Annotated in this window: 18 protein-coding genes and 1 riboswitch; of the genes, 3 read left to right on the top strand and 15 right to left on the bottom strand. The window is 54.3% G+C overall.

The features are described 5' to 3' along the window. Positions 1 to 377: 377 nt before the first annotated feature. From ACCI49_RS20145 to narL, 4 genes are all read right to left on the bottom strand, one after another. The gene (locus ACCI49_RS20145) at positions 378 to 878 is read right to left on the bottom strand and encodes a nucleotidyl transferase AbiEii/AbiGii toxin family protein (protein WP_371840999.1); all 501 of its coding nucleotides are present in this window, start codon (positions 876 to 878) and stop codon (positions 378 to 380) included. A gap of 124 nt (positions 879 to 1002) precedes the next feature. After that, entirely contained in the window at positions 1003 to 1377 is a 375-nt protein-coding gene (locus ACCI49_RS20150; protein ID WP_371841000.1) for a hypothetical protein, read from the bottom strand. Positions 1378 to 1503: 126 nt separating this feature from the next. Next, entirely contained in the window at positions 1504 to 2745 is a 1242-nt protein-coding gene (gene moeA / locus ACCI49_RS20155) for a molybdopterin molybdotransferase MoeA (RefSeq protein WP_371841001.1), read from the bottom strand. Between the two features lie 46 nt (positions 2746 to 2791). Further along, complete coding sequence (gene narL, locus ACCI49_RS20160) at positions 2792 to 3523, bottom strand: two-component system response regulator NarL (protein WP_371841002.1); 732 nt, start codon at positions 3521 to 3523, stop codon at positions 2792 to 2794. 132 nt (positions 3524 to 3655) lie between these two features. Between narL and ACCI49_RS20165 the strand changes: the two genes are divergently transcribed. Continuing rightward, positions 3656 to 5269: an MFS transporter gene (locus tag ACCI49_RS20165; protein ID WP_371841003.1), complete on the top strand. Its 1614-nt coding sequence runs from the start codon at positions 3656 to 3658 to the stop codon at positions 5267 to 5269. 250 nt (positions 5270 to 5519) lie between these two features. Here the strand turns inward: ACCI49_RS20165 and ACCI49_RS20170 are convergent, their stop codons facing one another. The 11 genes from ACCI49_RS20170 to ACCI49_RS20220 all read right to left on the bottom strand — a co-directional run bounded on the left by ACCI49_RS20170 (position 5520) and on the right by ACCI49_RS20220 (position 14506). After that, positions 5520 to 6641 (bottom strand): ATP-binding cassette domain-containing protein, encoded by a 1122-nt coding sequence (locus ACCI49_RS20170; RefSeq protein ID WP_371841004.1) that lies wholly within the window; start codon positions 6639 to 6641, stop codon positions 5520 to 5522. Then, positions 6638 to 7360, bottom strand: coding sequence for a molybdate ABC transporter permease subunit (gene modB, locus ACCI49_RS20175; protein ID WP_371841005.1), 723 nt, complete (start codon positions 7358 to 7360; stop codon positions 6638 to 6640). Before modB ends, ACCI49_RS20170 begins: the two co-directional genes overlap by 4 nt. After that, the gene (gene modA, locus ACCI49_RS20180; protein ID WP_371841006.1) at positions 7357 to 8127 is read right to left on the bottom strand and encodes a molybdate ABC transporter substrate-binding protein; all 771 of its coding nucleotides are present in this window, start codon (positions 8125 to 8127) and stop codon (positions 7357 to 7359) included. The genes modB and modA overlap by 4 nt, the downstream gene beginning before the upstream one ends. Next, positions 8112 to 8591 carry a molybdopterin synthase catalytic subunit MoaE gene (gene moaE, locus ACCI49_RS20185; protein WP_371841007.1) on the bottom strand — a complete coding sequence of 160 codons (480 nt, stop codon included), beginning with the start codon at positions 8589 to 8591 and terminating at the stop codon, positions 8112 to 8114. The genes modA and moaE overlap by 16 nt, the downstream gene beginning before the upstream one ends. 10 nt (positions 8592 to 8601) lie before the next feature. Beyond that, entirely contained in the window at positions 8602 to 8847 is a 246-nt protein-coding gene (gene moaD / locus ACCI49_RS20190) for a molybdopterin converting factor subunit 1 (RefSeq protein WP_371841008.1), read from the bottom strand. Positions 8848 to 8868: 21 nt separating this feature from the next. Further along, positions 8869 to 9360 carry a cyclic pyranopterin monophosphate synthase MoaC gene (moaC, locus tag ACCI49_RS20195; protein ID WP_371841009.1) on the bottom strand — a complete coding sequence of 164 codons (492 nt, stop codon included), beginning with the start codon at positions 9358 to 9360 and terminating at the stop codon, positions 8869 to 8871. Positions 9361 to 9363: 3 nt separating this feature from the next. Then, on the bottom strand, positions 9364 to 9906 hold the full coding sequence (gene moaB / locus ACCI49_RS20200; protein ID WP_371841011.1) for a molybdenum cofactor biosynthesis protein B: 543 nt from the start codon (positions 9904 to 9906) through the stop codon (positions 9364 to 9366). A 2-nt stretch (positions 9907 to 9908) separates the two neighbouring features. Then, on the bottom strand, positions 9909 to 10508 hold the full coding sequence (gene mobA / locus ACCI49_RS20205) for a molybdenum cofactor guanylyltransferase (RefSeq protein ID WP_371841012.1): 600 nt from the start codon (positions 10506 to 10508) through the stop codon (positions 9909 to 9911). 4 nt (positions 10509 to 10512) lie between these two features. After that, positions 10513 to 11490 (bottom strand): GTP 3',8-cyclase MoaA, encoded by a 978-nt coding sequence (moaA, locus tag ACCI49_RS20210; RefSeq protein WP_371841013.1) that lies wholly within the window; start codon positions 11488 to 11490, stop codon positions 10513 to 10515. Continuing rightward, positions 11479 to 11619: riboswitch (molybdenum cofactor riboswitch) on the bottom strand. (Overlaps the previous gene by 12 nt.) A 218-nt stretch (positions 11620 to 11837) precedes the next feature. Further along, positions 11838 to 13061 (bottom strand): alginate export family protein, encoded by a 1224-nt coding sequence (locus ACCI49_RS20215; RefSeq protein WP_371841014.1) that lies wholly within the window; start codon positions 13059 to 13061, stop codon positions 11838 to 11840. 143 nt (positions 13062 to 13204) lie between these two features. After that, the gene (locus tag ACCI49_RS20220) at positions 13205 to 14506 is read right to left on the bottom strand and encodes an MFS transporter (RefSeq protein ID WP_371841015.1); all 1302 of its coding nucleotides are present in this window, start codon (positions 14504 to 14506) and stop codon (positions 13205 to 13207) included. A 418-nt stretch (positions 14507 to 14924) separates the two neighbouring features. Between ACCI49_RS20220 and ACCI49_RS20225 the strand changes: the two genes are divergently transcribed. After that, entirely contained in the window at positions 14925 to 16400 is a 1476-nt protein-coding gene (locus ACCI49_RS20225) for a NarK family nitrate/nitrite MFS transporter (protein WP_371841016.1), read from the top strand. 66 nt (positions 16401 to 16466) lie between these two features. Further along, positions 16467 to 18239 carry a bifunctional protein-serine/threonine kinase/phosphatase gene (locus tag ACCI49_RS20230; protein WP_371841018.1) on the top strand — a complete coding sequence of 591 codons (1773 nt, stop codon included), beginning with the start codon at positions 16467 to 16469 and terminating at the stop codon, positions 18237 to 18239. The last annotated feature ends 296 nt before the right edge of the window (positions 18240 to 18535 follow it).

Consider the following 18535-nt stretch of genomic DNA (forward strand, 5'->3'; position numbering starts at 1 on the left):
TGGTCATGGGTCATCTCTTTTTTGTTAATGGTAAAGAAATGACACAGAATTCTGAACACTACCTAAAAAAATGATGCAAATTGCACTTGTTAGCAAGCAAAAACAAACAATTTATACCACTATCATTTTGGATAGCCTGATGGATTAGAAGACCAGCACTTGACAATACAAGTAGTTAACTCTCATCCATCTCCGTTTAGGGTTCTAATCCCTTTAGATTTAGCTGTGGCAGGCGAATTAAACTAGCTTATCGCCCGCAAAGTTGGCACGAATATTCAACTCCAACTTTCCTGTTCATTCATCTGACGCAGCCAGATAAAATCGACTTTTGGTATCTGAATGGAACCCCCTCAGAACTTTCTACTTCCACTTTAGATTTATAATCGAACCGGTTTCCCTAGCCTCATATCCGCGATTGCATCGACTAGCTCATCCCCACCACCAGGGAAAACTAAATTACCAAGCTTGCTGAGGGTTCGCTCATCTGAAGTCTTCCTAGCTTTTGCCAGCCTCTCCAAATCGTAAGCATCTATATTACGCTTGTCCCCCCTATTTGGAGAAACTATTGCTCCATATTTTAGAGCCATAGCAGCTTCATAAGATGGCAACTTAATCACATGACCAGCGTCCCTTATGGTCACGCTATGATTGCTAACGACCTCACGAAATAGTGGTTGAGTACCATGTACAAGATCGATTCGCTCTGGATCTTTGACATTCCGCGTAGTGTCGTAAGTTACATGAAAGGTCTTATTATTATACCGAAGTTCTGAATAGTTCGCTTCAACTGCTTTTGCAGCCCGATCGAAATGTCCCCCACCAATAATGAAATCAACATCAACTGTCGCACGGGCTGTACCAGTATAAAATGAAAGCATATGCCCTCCGATCAGACCAGTCGCTCAGCTTCAAAAAGAGCAGCCACTTCTAAGGGGCTAATGACATCTTCAACCTGCTGCTCAGAAAGTTTATAGGATTCCTGTAAATTAGTGATATGTTCTTTCATAGTTTTAGATGGTTTATCTTTTCGATACCAACTTGCCGAACATCTGCAAGGGACTGTTCTGCCTCTGCAATTGCTTTTTGAATAATTGCTCTGGCCTCTTTTTTAGCTGCTGCCAGTGTAGGGATAGCCCCAGGGAAAGACTTGGGTACTTCACGGATTAAAGGGGAACACGGGTCAATAGATATCACAAGATATGCCTTATCGGAAGATTCCGAATACATATCCTCAACTTCCCCAACTGGGAAAGACTTACTTACCAAGGTTTTAAAACGCTCTCTTGATAAATCGTTCTTAGGCAGCGAACCAAGAATCCGCTTTATGATACGGCGTTGGAGGCTTATTTGAAATGGGCTAACTGTTTTAGGCGGCATGCTTAAAGTCCTTCACAGTAACAGCGCTGCTGACAAAGTATTTATCTAGAAATGACGCAATTAATTGCGTTTTTGTGCGTCTATTATACCTTACAGAGGCTCGTAATTGCCGCTTGTGAACCTCCCCTACCCCAACGGCACGCCCAAAGGCTCAATCACTACCTGCTCCCCAGCCTCCACACTGCCACTCTCTCGCGCCAACACGATAAAGCAATTAGCAACAGCCAGGCCGGAAAGAATATGGCTCCCTTGGGTACCAACAGGTTCCACTACCAATACCCCACTGCCATCAGTGCGGTAAACACCCCGCTGGAAGTCGGTGCGGCCAGGTTTCTTTTTCAGAGGTTTTAATAACTGAGCCTGCAAGGTCTGTGGACCACTCCACTGGTCGCCTTTCATTATGCTCAGGGCGGGCACGGCCAGCTGATAAAAAGTAACCAGGGCGGAAACCGGGTTGCCCGGTAGGCCAAAGAAAGGCGTCCCTTGCAGGAAGCCGAAGGCAAAAGGCTTGCCGGGTTTCATCGCCACTTTCCAGAAACCAATTTCACCCAGTTCTTCCAATACCTCGCGAGTATAATCTGCTTCCCCTACGGAAACACCGCCAGAGGTAATGATGGCATCGGCCTCTTTGGCTGCGCGCTGTAGGGCATCGCTAATGGATTGTTTGTTATCTGGCAGTATGCCGAGGTCCAAAACTTTCAAATCCATCTGTGCGAGGGCAGCCAGTAAGGCTATGCGATTGCTATCGTAAATATCCCCCTTACCCAGGGCTTCCCCCGGCTGGCGCAGTTCATCGCCAGTGGAGAAAAGTGCGATCACGGGTTTGCGCACCACAGTGACAGTGCCAACACCGGCGGCGGCAAGTAGGGCGATATGGGGAACACTGATACACTCTCCAGCCTTAAGTAAGGCGGCTCCTTCGGCCACATCTTCACCACAGCGACGAATATGATCGCCAGGACGAACCTCGCAGTTAACACGAATGGACTCACCCTGGGCATCGACATGTTCCTGCATCACCACAGTATCAGCCCCTTCGGGCAGGGCGGCGCCAGTCATGATGCGTACACAGGTGCCCGGGTTCACTACTCCATCAAATGGCGCTCCGGCGAAGGATTTACCGATCAGCTCCAGCGGCAAGCCGCTGGACAAGTCTTCATGGCGCAGAGCGTAACCATCCATAGCGGAGTTGTCGCAGGGCGGGAGGTTGACGCCGGAGCTGACATCCTCGGCCAGTACCCGGCCACTCGCCTGAGCCAGTGGCAGTATCTCGGTACCATTGATGGGGCTCAACGCCTGTAGGAGTTTTTCGCGGGCGCTTTCGATGGGCATCAGGCCCGGCTGGCTACAGCAATCAATGGTGGGCATGGAAAGTTACTCTTACTGTATTCCTTGGGATTGGGTATGGAGTAGATCAGTGGGAGCGGTCCTGGGATTCCGGGCGTTTCTGGTTGACCATCCACACAGCGGCCTCCACGCGGGAGCGCATTCCCAATTTCTTCAATAGATGTTTGACGTGCACCTTCACCGTTGCATCACTGATATCCAGTTCCCGGGCGATTAATTTGTTGCTGAGGCCATCGGCAATCAACTTCAATATCTGATATTCACGGCTGGTAAGGGTCGAAAGCGTATCCGCGCCGGAGTTGTCAGGTTTGCGCAGGGCGGAGGCGAGGATCTCGGTCAGGCGCTGGCTGATAGCGAGCTTGCCGTGGGTGGCCTGGATTACTTGGTCAAGAATATCTTCTGGCTCCATATCCTTAAGCAGGTAGCCATCGGCACCGGCACGGATGCAAGACACCACGTCGGCATTATTATCGGAAACCGTGAGTATCACGATACGCGAGGAAACATCAGCAGCCCGCATTGCACGCAGGGTATCCAACCCATCCATGCCACGCATATTCAGGTCCAGCAAGATGAGGTCCGGCTCGTGCTGTTTGGCCAGTTCCAATGCTTCCTCACCGCTGCTGGCTTCGGCCACCAACTCCAGACTGGGCTCCATGGCAAACAGCTGCTTGAGACCTTTGCGGAACAAGGGGTGGTCGTCGACCATCATTATCGTGGCAGAGGAAGTCATGGGGAGTCCTGCTTCAATGGTGGAAATTGGTTTAAATCTGAACAGTGACTTTACCATAGCGTCCATTCGCTGCGCTTACCTACAAAGAGGTATCTACTACGCGCGAAAACAAAGGGGTTACTTACTGTTGGTAATTGAGCAGGCTTCAGCCCCGGCCCATAGTGGCTGCACGAATCATTTCGAGGAGGAGTGGCCGCCGTGTCTGACATCTACGAGTGGGCCCCAGAGGACAGCAAGTTCTGGCAGTCCAAGGGCAAGAAAATCGCAAACCGGAATTTGTGGATATCCATTCCCAGTTTGCTGTGCGGCTTCGCCGTGTGGCTTTACTGGGGCATTATTACTGTTCAAATGCTCAATCTTGGCTTTCCCATTGCCAAGGCCGACCTATTCACCCTAATGGCCATTGCCGGCCTCACTGGGGCCACGCTGCGAATTCCCAGCAGTTTCTTTATCCGGCTGTTTGGTGGACGCAACACCATCGTGTTTACAACTGCGCTGCTGATGATTCCTGCACTCGGCACCGGTATTGCCCTGCAGAGCCAGGAAACTCCGCTGTGGGTCTTCCAGTTGCTGGCGCTGCTATCCGGAATCGGTGGTGGTAACTTCGCCTCTTCCATGTCCAATATCAGCTTCTTTTTCCCCAAGGAAAAACAAGGGCTGGCACTGGGCCTGAACGCGGGTCTGGGTAACTTCGGCGTTACCACCATGCAGATTCTGGTACCGCTATTCATGACTTTCGGTGCCTTCGGCGCTGCCGGTGGCGACCCCATGACTCTGGTAAGCAGTTCAGGCTCCCTGATCGGCAAAGTACCGGCCGGTTCAGACGCGTGGATTCAAAATGCCGGTTTTGTATGGCTGCTGTTCCTGGTACCGCTGGCCTTTATTGGCTGGCTCGGCATGAACAACCTGCGCACCGAGGAAGTCACCCCGGATGTCGGCAGCTCGCTCGGCGCAATGGTGAAGATGACCATGATGCTGGGCATCGGCCTGTTCACCGCTGTGGTGGGTCTGTGGTTGCTGTTACCTGAAGCCGCCAACGGTTCAGGTTTGGGCGTGCCCAAGGAAATCGTGCTGGTACTGGTAATCACTGCCACCGTATTCGGTTTGAAACTGCTGCCCGGTGAGATCAAAACCAGCCTACAACGCCAATACCGTATCTTCAACAACAAGCATACCTGGGTGATGAGTGTGATCTACACCATGACCTTCGGCAGCTTTATCGGTTTCGCTGCGGCTTTCCCCCTGGCTATCAAAGTGATCTTTGGTTACAGCCATGTAATGGTGGACGGGGTTATGACCCACGACACCATCAACAACAACGGCCCCAGCGCCCTGATGTACGCCTGGATGGGTCCCTTTATCGGCGCGCTTATCCGCCCGGTAGGTGGCTGGATCTCCGACCGTATCGGCGGCGCTCTGGTGACCCAGATCTGCGCAGCAGTGATGGTAGGTAGCGCCCTGGGTGTCGCCTACTACATGAAAGCCGCCTACGGTTCAGCAACCCCTGAAGAGTTCTTCCTGCCCTTCTTCCTGCTGTTCCTGGTACTGTTCGCCGCCACCGGTATCGGCAACGGCTCTACCTTCCGCACAATTGCCATGGTGTTCCCGAAAGAACAGGCAGGCCCGGTACTGGGTTGGACTTCAGCTGTTGCCGCTTACGGCGCCTTTTATATTCCCAAGGTTTTCGGTGAACAAATCAAGGCCACTACTCCGGAATATGCTCTGGCAGGCTTTGCCATCTTCTACGCGGTATGCCTGGTGGTTAACTACTGGTTCTACCTGCGCAAGAACGGCGAATACTACAATCCTTAGTTTGGTCTCACAGGCGGGGAACCGCAGTTGCGGGGAGGTTTAACCTCCCCTTTTTTATTGCACAAAATAATTTTCAAAGGTCGCTAGAAGGTAGAGCACAATCTCAGCTCAAGCTCCCTGGTAAATACATCCCTGCAAGCTCGTAATCGGTATTCATGCCTTACACGATCTCGGGCAAGAGCGGCACTTTCACCGCAGACTTATGAGTGTATTTTGGCAGAGGGAATAATTTCGGAGCCGAGATGAACAGTCACAAACCGGCGAGATTTCCGGCCTTGAATTGGGCAAAATAGGAACGACCTTCACGCAGTTGTAAGCGTTCGCAAGAGAGCCGGGAAATATCTGCGTAAAACACCTGCTCCGCCGCAGTTAATTGCAAGCGTATGCGGCCATCGGCAAGGTTTGATTTCCCTATCAGGGTCACTGGCAGGCAATTGAGGATGCTGGACAAGCCCGGTTTTTCCACACTGAGACTGATATCGCCGGCCTCCAATAGAAAAGCCGCGCTATCACCTTTGCGGTAGTGACCAGTAACCCGATCTGCATAAATAGGAACTCCGCCCAGGTCCAGGGTTAGCAGGCCATCGCGCAGGGATTCCACCCCGGCTTCGATACGGCTATAACAGGTCTCACCCATGCCGTCGCCATCCAGGAATCGGGCCACTTCGGCCAAACTCAGCGGTTCCGACAAATCAGCGCAATTCATCCATAGGCAGCGCTGTGCCAATAACTGTATCTCGCCGAAGTCGTGGCTAGTCCAGATCACCAAGGCCGGATGACGGGCCCAAAAATCCCGCAGCGTGGGCAATAGGTAGCGAATCACCTGGGTGCGGCCCACCGCCGATAGCGGCTCATCGAAAAGCTGCAATGGCGCATTGTGAAAAAGCTGGCGCAACAGTGCCACCCGTTGCGCCTCTCCGCCGGATAGCAACTCCACCGGCTGATGCAGCAACGGGGTTATACCGAAGGCCCTCAGCAGCTCGTCACGCTCCTCTCTGGGCAATGGCCTGCGGCTATAGCGCTGGGCCAGGGACAGATTGTCCGACACCGACTGTCCGGTAAACAGGCGGCTGTCCTGGAAACCAAGGGACAGGGCTCTCTTATACGTGGCCAGGGCGCGGCGACCGCGCTGCCAGACAGTACCGGCAAAAGAGATATTCCCATGGCAGTGGCGCTGGCCGGCCAGGGCCGACAACAGTGTGCTCTTGCCACCACCAGAGGGGCCGGTAAGACCGAATACGCCTCTGGCCGGCAGGTTCAGCTGCCACGGCGTAGCAGCGTTGAGCGTGCTGACCAGCCCATCCACACTGAGCCCGCTGGTATCGGTTGTGCCGACGGAGTCCCCAAAAAGTGGCAGGGTAATATCCATCATCCCAATACCCCCATTGCCGGCCCTGTCTCTGCCGTGCGGGAGCCGCGCGGCGCCAGTACTCTTCCCAGCCAGCGCGCCAGCAGAAGCAGCGCTGTGGTCATTCCCATCAGCACCAGCGCCAGCCGGTGTGCCGCACCGTATTCCATTGCCTCCACATGCTGGTAGAGGGCAATGGAGACTACCTGGGTCTCACCGGGAATGGCCCCGCCAATCATCAGGACTACACCGAACTCACCCAGGGTATGGGCAAAGGTCAGTGCGCAGGCGCTCACAATCGCCGCGCGACTGGCGGGCAACAGCACTTTCAGGAGAGCAGCCCAGGGCGGTATGCCCAGTGCCACAGCGGCCTGGGTCAGGCGCTGGCCGTTGGCATTAAATGCAGCCAGCAGTGGCTGCACCATAAACGGCAGGGAGTAAATTACCGAGGCAAACACCAGTCCACTAAAGGAAAATACCAGTGGCCCCCCCCAGATCTGCGCGAGCCACTGGCCGGGAGCATAGTTTGGGGAAAACAACAGCAGTAGATAAAAACCCAGCACAGTGGGCGGCAGTACCAGCGGTAGGGTAATCAACGCCTCCACCCCGTGGCGCCAGCGGCTCTGCCACTGGCTCAACTTCCAGGCCAGTGGCACGCCAATAATAAACAGCAGCAGGGTGGTCAGTCCGGCCAGCTTCAGGGTTAGCCATAGCGCCTGCCAGTCAGCTCCGGCGATATTCATATTTCACGCCCTCCGCGCTGCGCCGGTAAAACACCGTAGCCCAGGTGGCGCAGTTGAGCTTGCACTTCAGCTGAGCGCAAGTAGTTAGCGAGGGCCTTTGCTTCTTTCGGGTGGCGACTTTGCAGCGGGATCACGAGCTGCTGTTCAATAGGGTTATAAAGGTATTGGGGCAACAGCCAGAAATGATCGCGCCCAGCGGCGCGCATCTGGCTGGCAGCGACAAACCCCATCCGCGCATTGCCGGAATCGAGCATTAAATAGGCTTGGCCAGCATTGTGAGCGCGGGCCAGTTGTATTCGTTTTTCCTCCCACAGACCCAGGCTCTCTAATGCCTGTCGAGCGGCAGTGCCGAAAGGTGCAACCTTGGGGTCCGCGATCACAATCTTGTCGGGCCATTGTTGCAATAGCTGCTCCATATCCCATTCTGATTTTGGGTGCCAGAGAGCCAATAGTCCCAGTGCATAGGTGTGGCGGCTGTCAGCCAGTACCCCGCCCTGCTTTTCTAATAGCTCGGGCCGCTCGCGATCAGCAGACAGGAATAAATCGAAAGGGGCGCGATGCAACACCTGCTGATAGAGCACTCCAGAGCTGCCGCTACTGAGCTGTATTGTGCAGGCACTTCGGCGTTCGAATTCTGGCAGCACCTGTTCCAATGCTGGACGAAAGCTAGCCGCCACTGCCACACGCAAATTGCAGTTATCCGCTTTCACCGGCAGCGCAAACGCCACCAGTAAAACGCTCAGCAGCCAACTCAGCCGGCGGACCACTTTTCCATCTCCGCGACATCACTGGCGCGGGCCTCTACCCAGCGCTCAATGGCATTGCCGGCCTGATCTGCAACTGCCTCACGCTTCCAGAAAGGCGCTTCTGTCTTAAGACGATCCATAATGTATTGGCAGGCGGCGAAGGCGGCTTGGCGGTGGGGGCTGGTGACACCGACAAAGACGATTTCATCGTTGATCTGCATGGGGCCCACCCGGTGAACAATGGTTACACGCCCGAGAGGCCAGCGCCTGCGGGCATCCCGAGCAATCCCCTGCAGGCTCTTCTCCGTCATGCCAGGGTAGTACTCAAGGTTTAGGCCACAGACATCTCTCCCCGCATTGAAGTCACGTACCGACCCCACAAACAGGGCACAGGCGCCATCGCCACTGTTGCCCTGCAAGGCCGCATACTCCGCGGCTACATTGAGCGGTGTTTCACACACCTCAATACGATCGACTTCTTTCATGCAATCACCATTAGCCACCGGTGACCGGCGGGAAAAATGCCACTTCATCCCCGGCGCCAACAGCGGTACTGGTATCCACCAGTTGTTGGTTTAGTGCCGCTCGAACATCATCACGTTGCAAGTGGGTAGCCCACTCAGGGTGTTGTTCACACAGGGTTTCACGCAGAGCAGCGAGGCTACCGGAAAAGTCTGCCAGTGTGATCTCTCCGGTGCCTAACTGTTGCCGCAGACGCGCAAAAAACAGAATTTTGACCATGTCTGAGTACCTCTCCAAATCCTAAGTCGTCGCGGACACATCGCCACGCCAGTGGCCATGCTTGCCGCCGGTTTTTTGCAGCAGCCGGGTAGGGCCAATTTCCATGGCTGGGTCCACTGCTTTGCACATATCGTAAATAGTCAGCGCCGCCACCGAAGCCGCAGTCAGGGCTTCCATCTCCACTCCGGTACGTCCGGCCAGGCGGCAAAAGGCGGTGATGTGTACACTATGCTTTTCTGGTTGTAACTCAAATTCCAGCGCCACCTTGGTCAGCGCCAGGGGGTGGCACAAAGGAATCAAATCCGAGGTTTTCTTGGCGGCCTGGATGCCGGCGATACGGGCTACCGACAGGACATCGCCCTTTTTATGAGCACCCTCACTCAGCAGGGCAAAAGCTTCCGCGCTCATACCGATAGAACTCTCAGCCAGGGCACTGCGGTCGGTAATACCTTTCTCGGTGACATCCACCATGTTGGCTTCGCCGCGCTGGTTCAAATGGGTCAACTTACTCATGGATCAGCCCCGGCTCTCGCAGGGCGCGCTGGCAAAGCGTACATGGGGTATGAAATTGCAGGGTTTATGGCGCGCGTCCAGCTGCTCCAGAAGTATGCCCTCCCAGGCGGTACGACAAGCCCCGGTGGAACCCGGGACACAGCACACCAGAGTGCGATTGGCCAGGCCGGCGAGTGCGCGGGACTGCACAGTGGAACTGCCGATATCTGCCAGGGAAATTTGTCGGAACAGTTCACCGAAACCATCGACCGTTTTATCAAACAGCGGCGCCAGCGCCTCTGGGGTGGAATCGCGATCGGTAAAGCCGGTACCGCCGGTTACCAACACTACCTGCACTTTGGGGTCTGCGATCCAGGCGGATACCACCGCGCGCATCTGATAAATATCATCCGGAGTAATTCGCTTATCCGCGAGTTGGTGGCCAGCAGCTCCCAGAGCCTCAACCAGGTACTGGCCGGACGTATCGGTCTGTTCGTTGCGTGTATCGGAAACCGTGAGCACCGCGATATTGAGCGGCACAAATTCTTTACTGGCATGTGCGGACATAATCAGTGTTCTCTCAATAAATTGTTTTCAGGTATTTTATCCAGCGTTGTAAGGCCGAGATAATCCGCCGGCGTATTGATATTGCGATGCCAGTCGCCGGCGTGTTTCGTGGAAATAGACTGGGCACAAAGGTGGGACAGCAAAGCGCTCACTGAATTGCGTACCGCGCCCTTCACAGCCCGCTGCAGATAGTCGAGGCAAGCATCGTTAAACGGCAGCCACAAAGGGAAAAAGAAATTATCGAAATAGCAGGGATGCTGTCGTCGTTGACCCTCAGCCAAAAGCTCAGCGAGCGCATCGCACTTTAGCAGGGGCATATCCACGGGTATAACCAACGCTGCAGCGGCGCCGGTTCGCAATGCTACCGAGTGCAGGCCGCCCAGCGGACCCATGTCCGCCACCAGATCCGGGATACCTCCATCGCGCGCCCCGCTAACCACCACCTGCTGCAGTGGTAACTCACTCAAAAGCGCGCGGGCATTTTCAAGGAAGTTGCCATTCTCGGGGTGCGCGAGCAGGGCCTTATCGCGCCCCATGCGGCTGGAGCGCCCACCAGCCAGCACGATACCGAGAGTTTTACTGTTGGAGACAACCGAGCCCATGACCTTACCCTCCCAGCATTGCCAGGTTGCGGGTTGCGCCGGTGAAACCCTCATGCAGCTCATGCCCGGCGCTCTTGCCGCCGATCAGCTCTCGGATATGGGCAGCCAGGGCATCACTATCGCCAGCGGCGATCATCTCGCGCATATCAAAACCCTGGTCGGCAAACAGGCATAGGTGCAGCTTGCCCTGGGCGGATACCCGCAGGCGGTTGCAGCTGGCACAGAAGTCCTTGCTATAAGGGGTAATCAGACCAATACGCCCGGCATAATCCGGATGGAAGTACTCCCGCGCCGGGCCGGCATCACGGGTACGAATCACTTGCTGCCAACCCTCGCGCACGAGCATAGTTTCGATGTCGGTACCAGCGACGTGGTTGCTGGCAAAAAACTCACGATTGTCGCCCGTGCGCATCAGCTCGATAAAACGCAGAGTTACCGGTGTCTCACGTATCCAGGCGAGGAAATTATCCAACTCGGAGAAATTGTACTCGCGCAGTAGCACTGCGTTGACCTTGGCATCCACACCGAGTGCCAGGGCGCGTTCCAGTCCGGAAAGTGCCTTGTCGAGACGGTCATGGCCGGTGATATGGTGGAAGCGCGCCGGGTCCAGACTGTCGATACTGATATTGATCTGGTCGAGTCCGGCGCGATGCCAATCGTCGATCTGGCTGGGTAAGCGGTAGCCGTTGGTGGTAATGGCGAGACGGCGAATACGGTCACTCGCGCGCACCGCCTCGAGCAGCGGCACCAAATCTTTGCGCAGTGAAGGTTCTCCACCGGTAAGGCGTACTTTTTCCGTGCCCAGGGAAGCGAAGGCACGCACCACAGTTGCCACTTCGTCCACTGTGAGTGGCTTTTCACCTTCGAGAGAGCGACCGCAACCAATGCCCTCAGGCAGGCAATAATTGCAGCGGTAATTGCAAATGTCCGTCACGGACAGACGCAGGTAATAAAACCTGCGTCCGAAACTGTCTTGTAACATTAAACGCCTTTCCAAATCCGGGAGGCCGTGCAGTTTCCCGCTCGACCCTGGTGGCCGTTACAGCCACGGTCCCGACACCCTGCAGCGAACACGCTGTTTAGGCACCGGGACTCGGTGTTTAAATTGATGTCAGTGTATCAAGCTGGTCAACTTATGCTCGGGGCAATGGTGGTACTCCCTCTGTGCTCGTGACAATGGAGACTTGCCTGTAAACAAGCGCCAAAAAACGGGAATTTATCTAAGGAAATTACTTAAAATTAAAAAATTTTTCTACGAAGGTTTCTCGACTGGTGCGGGGAAAACCCCGGCCGGAGCCGGGGGCCTCGCTATGGAGTTATTACAGCCTGTCAGAAATTGGCAGTCACCATCAGCCAGAACTTGTCGGTATCCAGCTGATACTCGTCAGCTTGGTAAGAAGCGTACTTCACCAGCGCGGAAATATCGTCTGTGATCTTGCGTCCGTAGCTCAGATTCCACTCGTGTCCATAGCTCATAGAGCCTTCGCTCGCTTCGAAGTTATGGTAGGACATATTCAGCTTACCGCCAGCAATTTTCATGGCACCGCCGATATACATGTCTTCGACGCCATCACCGGGAGTTGACAGGAACTGGTCGGTGAAGCCCTGGTATTTATGCAGGGTGGCCAATGGGGTTTTAAAGCCAACACCATTGTCGGAACCTAATACTTCATAACCGACCTTTGCAGTTACCGGGCCCAGGTCAGTAGCCAGTTCCGCCAAGTAATAATTGGCGCTGTAGTCTAAGGTGCTGTCACCAATCTCTGTCTGGAGCGCGTAGCTCAGGTTGGCTTTTACCGGACCAAATTTGCCCTTGTAATCCACGCCATAAGTGCGACTGGAAAAATCTACTGCATTTTCCAGATCCAGGTTATAGACGAAGCCACTGATTTTGTGGTTCTCAATAACCGGATAGCTGGCATGCAACAGCTGAATATTACCTTCGAATTCAGCATTAGGGCTGTCTTCACCAAAAATCCGATTTACGTTGTACACATAGCTGTAGTCCAACTGCAGGCTCTCGGCATTGCCATATTGATAGCGTACGCCGTCATAGGTCTGCTCATTCTGTCTCCAGCCTACACCGCCTACAAATCGCTGCCCATCCAGGTTTATGCGCTGGCGGCCGGCGGTAATGACAGAGTTATCGGCGTGATATTGGATATAAGCCTGGTTGACCTCAGTTCCATCCGGATCGACAACCTTCGGGTAATTAGTTTTTCCGTTTACGGTGGAGTTGTAATTATCGTTGCCAACAGCAGTGACATCATCCATCTCGAGGAAACTACTAAAGCCTCGATAATCGCCACTACGCCAGTTGAGACGGGTTCTTAAGGTGGACGCAGTCGCATCTCCATTAATGCCGTCCTGGTCATAACCTTCCAGGTCGACGATCTCTACTCGATAGCGCAAGTTCAACCCGACCTCACCGGATTTAAGCGCATCGACTAGAGTGGTATTTTCACTATCCTGCGCAGCGGCCTGCAATGCGACAGAGCTGCAGGCCCCCAACAGTAAAGCACCGAGAATCTTAGGAAATTTGGAAATGGTCATTACGCTTTTCCTTTTCAACAGCGAAGTGGACAGTAACAAACTACAGTTTTTCAGGTGGGGTTGAAACCGCCTGTTTTTCTCAGCGGAAATAATACTTACCTCCTATCCTTTACGCAGATGTAATTCCAAGTTGGTAGCGAACACTACCTATCAGTCAAAGTTGCGGAACTCCTGTCCGCATCGTGCAAAAAGTTATTTTGCCGGGCAAACACCAAGCGCTGTTGATAACCTTCCCTTTGGATAGCCAAATACATCACCAACATACAAATCGCGAGTACGCCGTAAAGCAACATAAACGCGGCACTGTGGATACCCACTAAATCCTGCGCGATACCAAACAAGACTGGCAGGGTAAAACCACCAAGCGCACCGATCGTAGCCACGGTGCCTCCGACACTGCCCATATGCCCCGGGTAGTTATCGTGCAGAGCCTTGTACACGGAAGCGCGGCCGAATCCCTGGGCGATACCGATCACCAACAGCAGCAGGGTAAACAGTTCTATGCCCACCTCGATATTTAAATGCACATCCCGTTCCACCCCGTGAATCGTCATACTGGTCGGGGGGTAACTTAGGAAAAAGAGGCACACGAGGCAGACCCAGAAAACGCTCCAGTTTACTGTTCGGGCACCGTAGCGATCCGCAAACCAGCCACCCAGAGCGCGCACCGAACTGGACAGAGCCACGAACAGCAGAGTTAATGCCATTGCTGCCGGCGTACTGACTTTGTACACCGACAGGTAGTAATTGGGCAGCCACAATAAAAGTGCGAGAAAACTGCCGAAAACAAAATAGTAATAGAGTCCGTAGCGCCACACCTTGATCTGAATCAGCGGTCTTAATTGGTTGCGAATATCTGCCCTGACGCGGCTGCGCATGTAGCGTGTTTCTTCCGGCGCACAAAATTCGAATAGCAGTATCATCACTACTATGCCAAAACCATACGCCGGCCCAATCCACTCGCGCCCGAACCAGTTTTGGACCGCCGGTGCCAAGGCCAGGGTGATGGCCGCCCCGGCATTGCCTGCACCAAAAATGCCCATGGCTGTGCCCTGCCGCCTCCTTTCGAACCACGGACTGATATAGCGAATACCCAGCACGAAGGACACACCAGAAATACCAAGCCACAGTCCGGCCAGCAGGTGTGCGCCATAACTTTCGATATAGGGCAATAGGAATAACACCGGTAGCAGCAATAACATTTGCAACAGGATAAGCTTCTTCGCAGAAAAATATTCCACTAAAAGTCCCGCTGGAAAACGCAACAGTGCACCACTCAAAATTGGAGCTGCGAGTAAGATGCCGTACTTTGTGGCCGACAAGTCAAGCTGTCCGCGAATCTCTACTCCCAGTACTGCGTAGAGCGTCCACACAGAAAAGTTAGCGGCGAACATAGCCGAAGCAAATATCAGTGCGCGCCCAGCGAGTTGCTGTGTATATTTCACGACAGATTTTTCCCAGTTTCTTCGCTTTTCGGCAAAATTTTTTACCTATCAAGCACAAAAATTCACCCTCGCGTGGCCCTGCGACTCAAATATCGGCCACGGGATTATGGCGGGCTAAAAAGCCTGTTAGGGCTACCTGTCTGCAAGATGCACAAAAAGGCCTGTGCCGACAATTACTCCCAAAAACCGCCAATCGAAACAGTAAATTCTTACGACTAACCCAATGGGGGTAGTTGCCTCCAATGTGTGGGCACTACCTGCCGGGCGAAGCTAACCCAAAGGGATTAACTCGCACTGCCACGGCACCTTCCCACCTTCAAGCTACCCCCTTTGCGCGCTTTTCCTGTGGCGCTGCTCAAATACTATCGGTCATGACCCTATCCACCTCTAAATTGCTGTGAAGTCGGAGAAAATAGTCATGAGTCAATCCAGCAGTCTCAATTTATTTAATTGGGGCGATCCCAAGATAAAGACGCTGCACGTTACTTGGTTTGCGTTCTTCCTGACTTTCGTGGTGTGGTTTTCCCACGCTCCGCTGATGGTCTTTATCAAGGAAGCTTTTGATCTCACCAGCCAACAGGTGAAAGCCCTGTTAATTCTCAATGTGGCACTAACCATTCCCGCGCGTATCATCATCGGTATGCTGGTGGATAAGCTCGGGCCGCGCTTGGTGTACAGTGGCCTGCTGATGACCTCATCAGTGATCTGTTTGGGTTTCGCTACTGCGGACAGTTACCAGTCCCTGGCCCTATTCCGTTTTCTGCTAGGGTTTGTCGGCGCAGGCTTTGTGATCGGCATTCGCATGGTTGGCGAGTGGTTCCCGGCCAAGCAGGTCGGCCTGGCGGAAGGTATTTACGGTGGCTGGGGGAATTTCGGTTCCGCCGCAGGCGCCATAACCCTGCCCACCATCGCCCTGCTGTTCGGCGGTGAAGACGGCTGGCGCTATGCCCTCGGCCTCACCGGGGTGATTGCAGGCCTGTACGGCATCCTCTACTACCGCGTTGCCCGCAACACTCCCAAAGGCTCCACTTACTTCAAGCCGAAAAAGAGCGGCGGCCTGGAAGTGACCAGCATGCGGGATTTCTATTTCTACCTGCTGATGAATGTGCCCATGTACCTGGCACTGGCGGCGCTGGCTTACAAGCTGTCTCCTAACGGCGTAGCCCTGCTGAGCCAAAATGCCACCTACATTATGTGGGGACTGCTGGTAGCACTGTTCGCTTTCCAGACCCGTATGATCTGGAACGTAAACAAAGACCACCTGCGCGAAGGCGTGCCCGAGCTGGAGAAATATAACTTCAAGCAGGTAGCCATCCTCGATCTGGCCTACTTCGTCACCTTTGGCTCAGAGCTGGCCGTGGTTTCCATGCTGCCACTGTTCTTCCTGGAAACCTTTGAAGGGTTGAGCCCAGTGAAGGCCGGCCTGCTCGCCTCTGGCTTCGCCTTTATGAACCTGGTAGCCCGCCCCACCGGTGGATATTTCTCCGACAAACTGGGACGCCGTCGCAGCCTGATGTTCCTGATCGGCGGCTTGGCAGTGGGTTACTTTGTGCTGAGCCAGATCAACGGCGGCTGGTGGATTCCCGCAGCGGTAGTCGCCACCATGTGCTGCTCTTTCTTCGTGCAGGCCGGTGAAGGTGCCGTGTTCGCCATCGTACCCCTGGTAAAACGCCGTATGACCGGGCAGATCGCCGGTATGGCCGGAGCCTATGGCAACGTTGGTGCAGTGACCTTCCTCACCGCCCTGTCCTATGTCAGCTACAGCCAGTTCTTCCTGATCATCTGTGGCGCCGCAGCGGTAATCTTCTTCGCCTGCTTGTTCCTGGAGGAGCCGAAAGGCAATATTGCCGAAGTGCTGCCGGATGGCACAGTGCAGTTGATCAGCGTGGAGTGATCAAGCAACAATACAAGGGGGCCATGGCCCCCTTTTTTTTCCGCCATTTGCCAGAGGGGAGCGACTGTGAGTGAAACCAATCCCGCCCTCCTAACAGAGACCAGCGAAAGCGCCACACCTCAAGGGCCGCAATTGCGCCACGGCCTGTGCAGCAGCGCCGGTCTCAAACTGCAGAATGAAGATGCCGCCATCTACCACTGGCCGGACAACCCACACCTGCGGGAATACCTGGGCGCAGTTGCGGCACTGGCAGACGGAGTCAGCTCTGCCGAGGCCGGTGCCCTAGCCAGCCGCACCGCCACTGAGCAGTTTGTAAGGGACTATTACAAGGCACCTGACACCTGGTCGGTGGCCCACGCCGGACAGAAAATCCTCGCCTCCATTAACAGCAAGTTGTACCGCAAGAGCCACGACTATCACCAGCAGGAAAAGGGCTTCCTGTGCACTTTCTCAGCGCTGGTTTTCAAATCCCGCACCGCCCACTATTTTCATATCGGCGACAGCCGTATCTATCACCTGCGCGGCGACACTCTCAAGTGCCTGACCCGCGACCACAACATCACCCTGGCACACCGCCAGCAGATGCTGTCACGCGCACTCGGTATGGATACCGGTCTGCAGGTGGACTACGGCCAGCTTAGCCTTGCCGAAAATGATGTGTTGCTGATTACCAGCGATGGGGTGCACGACTTTGTCGAGGAGGAATTCCTGCGTGAGCTGCTCGCGGATACCCATTTAAGCGAGCAGGAAAAAGCAGAAACCCTGGTGCGCCTCGCCGAGGAAAACGGCAGTGACGATAACCTCTCCGCATTAGTGGTAAAGGTACAGGCACTGCCACAAACCACCCTGGACGACTACAGCCGCCAGCTTACCCGCCTGCCCTTCCCGCCGGAATTGGAACCGGGCATGGTATTGGATGGTTACCTGGTAGAACAGGAGCTGTTCTCCTCTCAGCGCAGCCAGCTGTACCTGGTGCGCGACAGTGCCACCGGGGAAATCCTGGTGATGAAAACCCCCTCGGTTAATTACGAGGACGATATCCACTATATCGATCGCTTTATTCAGGAGGAGTGGATAGGCCTGCGTATTCGCAGCCCCCAAGTAGTGCGCCTGCACCGCCAGACCCGCCCACGCACCGCGCTCTATTACCTGATGGAGTATGTGCAGGGCAGCACCCTGGAGCAGTGGATCACCAATAACCGCTTTCCCAAACCGGCGGAAGCGTTTCGTATCCTTAAGGAGATTGCCACCGGACTTCAGGCCTTCCATGATCAGGAGACCATTCACCAGGATTTGCGCCCGGCCAATATCATGATCGACGGCGACGGGCGGGTAAAAATTATCGACTTCGGCTCAGTCTATGTAGCTGGCAGTGCCGAGATTTTCCGCCCCCTGGAACACCCGGAAGCGCTGGGCACCGCCAGCTACTCCGACCCCCACTATATCCTTGGGCACAACAGCGGTATTCGCGGCGATATCTATGCCCTCGCCACTATTGCCTACGAGATGTTTACCGGCGAACTGCCCTACGGCGAGGAAATTGAAAACTGCCGCTCCCACGCCGACTTCGAACGCCTGCGCTACCGCACCGCCAGCCAGTTTAATCCGGTAGTCCCCATCTGGTTCGACCGCGCCCTGGAGCGCGGATGCAGTATCGACCTGGAACAGCGCTATTCCACCCTGACGGAATTTATGCGCGATCTGGCTAACCCCAACCCGGATTACCTAAGGGAAGATCCTACTGAGAAAGGGGATGCGTCTTTGTTCTGGAAGATTCTTTGTGGGATTTGGGTGGCTACTTTGTTGGCGGTGGCGGCGTTGTTTTCGTCTAGTGCTTGAGAGCAGGGGTTTTCGATACGATAGTTCCTATTTACAAGTATGCTGGTACAAAGCATCTATAAAGTGCTCAGCTTTAACAGGTAGTTTTGGTTGGATATCATCCAACACACTTTCTTTTTTCGGTTTTCAAAGACCGCATACTATTTGATAACTTCTTGATTTGTCTAAACCAAAGATCATGGGCGGCTTCGTAAATTCACTAGTGGTCCATGCGGTTAATTCTGTAACGATTGTTTTGCACGCTCTACGGAAGCCAAGATTTGACCGGCGGGCTTTGTCCATTTAAATGGCTTTGC

This window comes from Microbulbifer epialgicus, assembly GCF_041447265.1.
GTDB classification, from domain to species: domain Bacteria; phylum Pseudomonadota; class Gammaproteobacteria; order Pseudomonadales; family Cellvibrionaceae; genus Microbulbifer; species Microbulbifer epialgicus.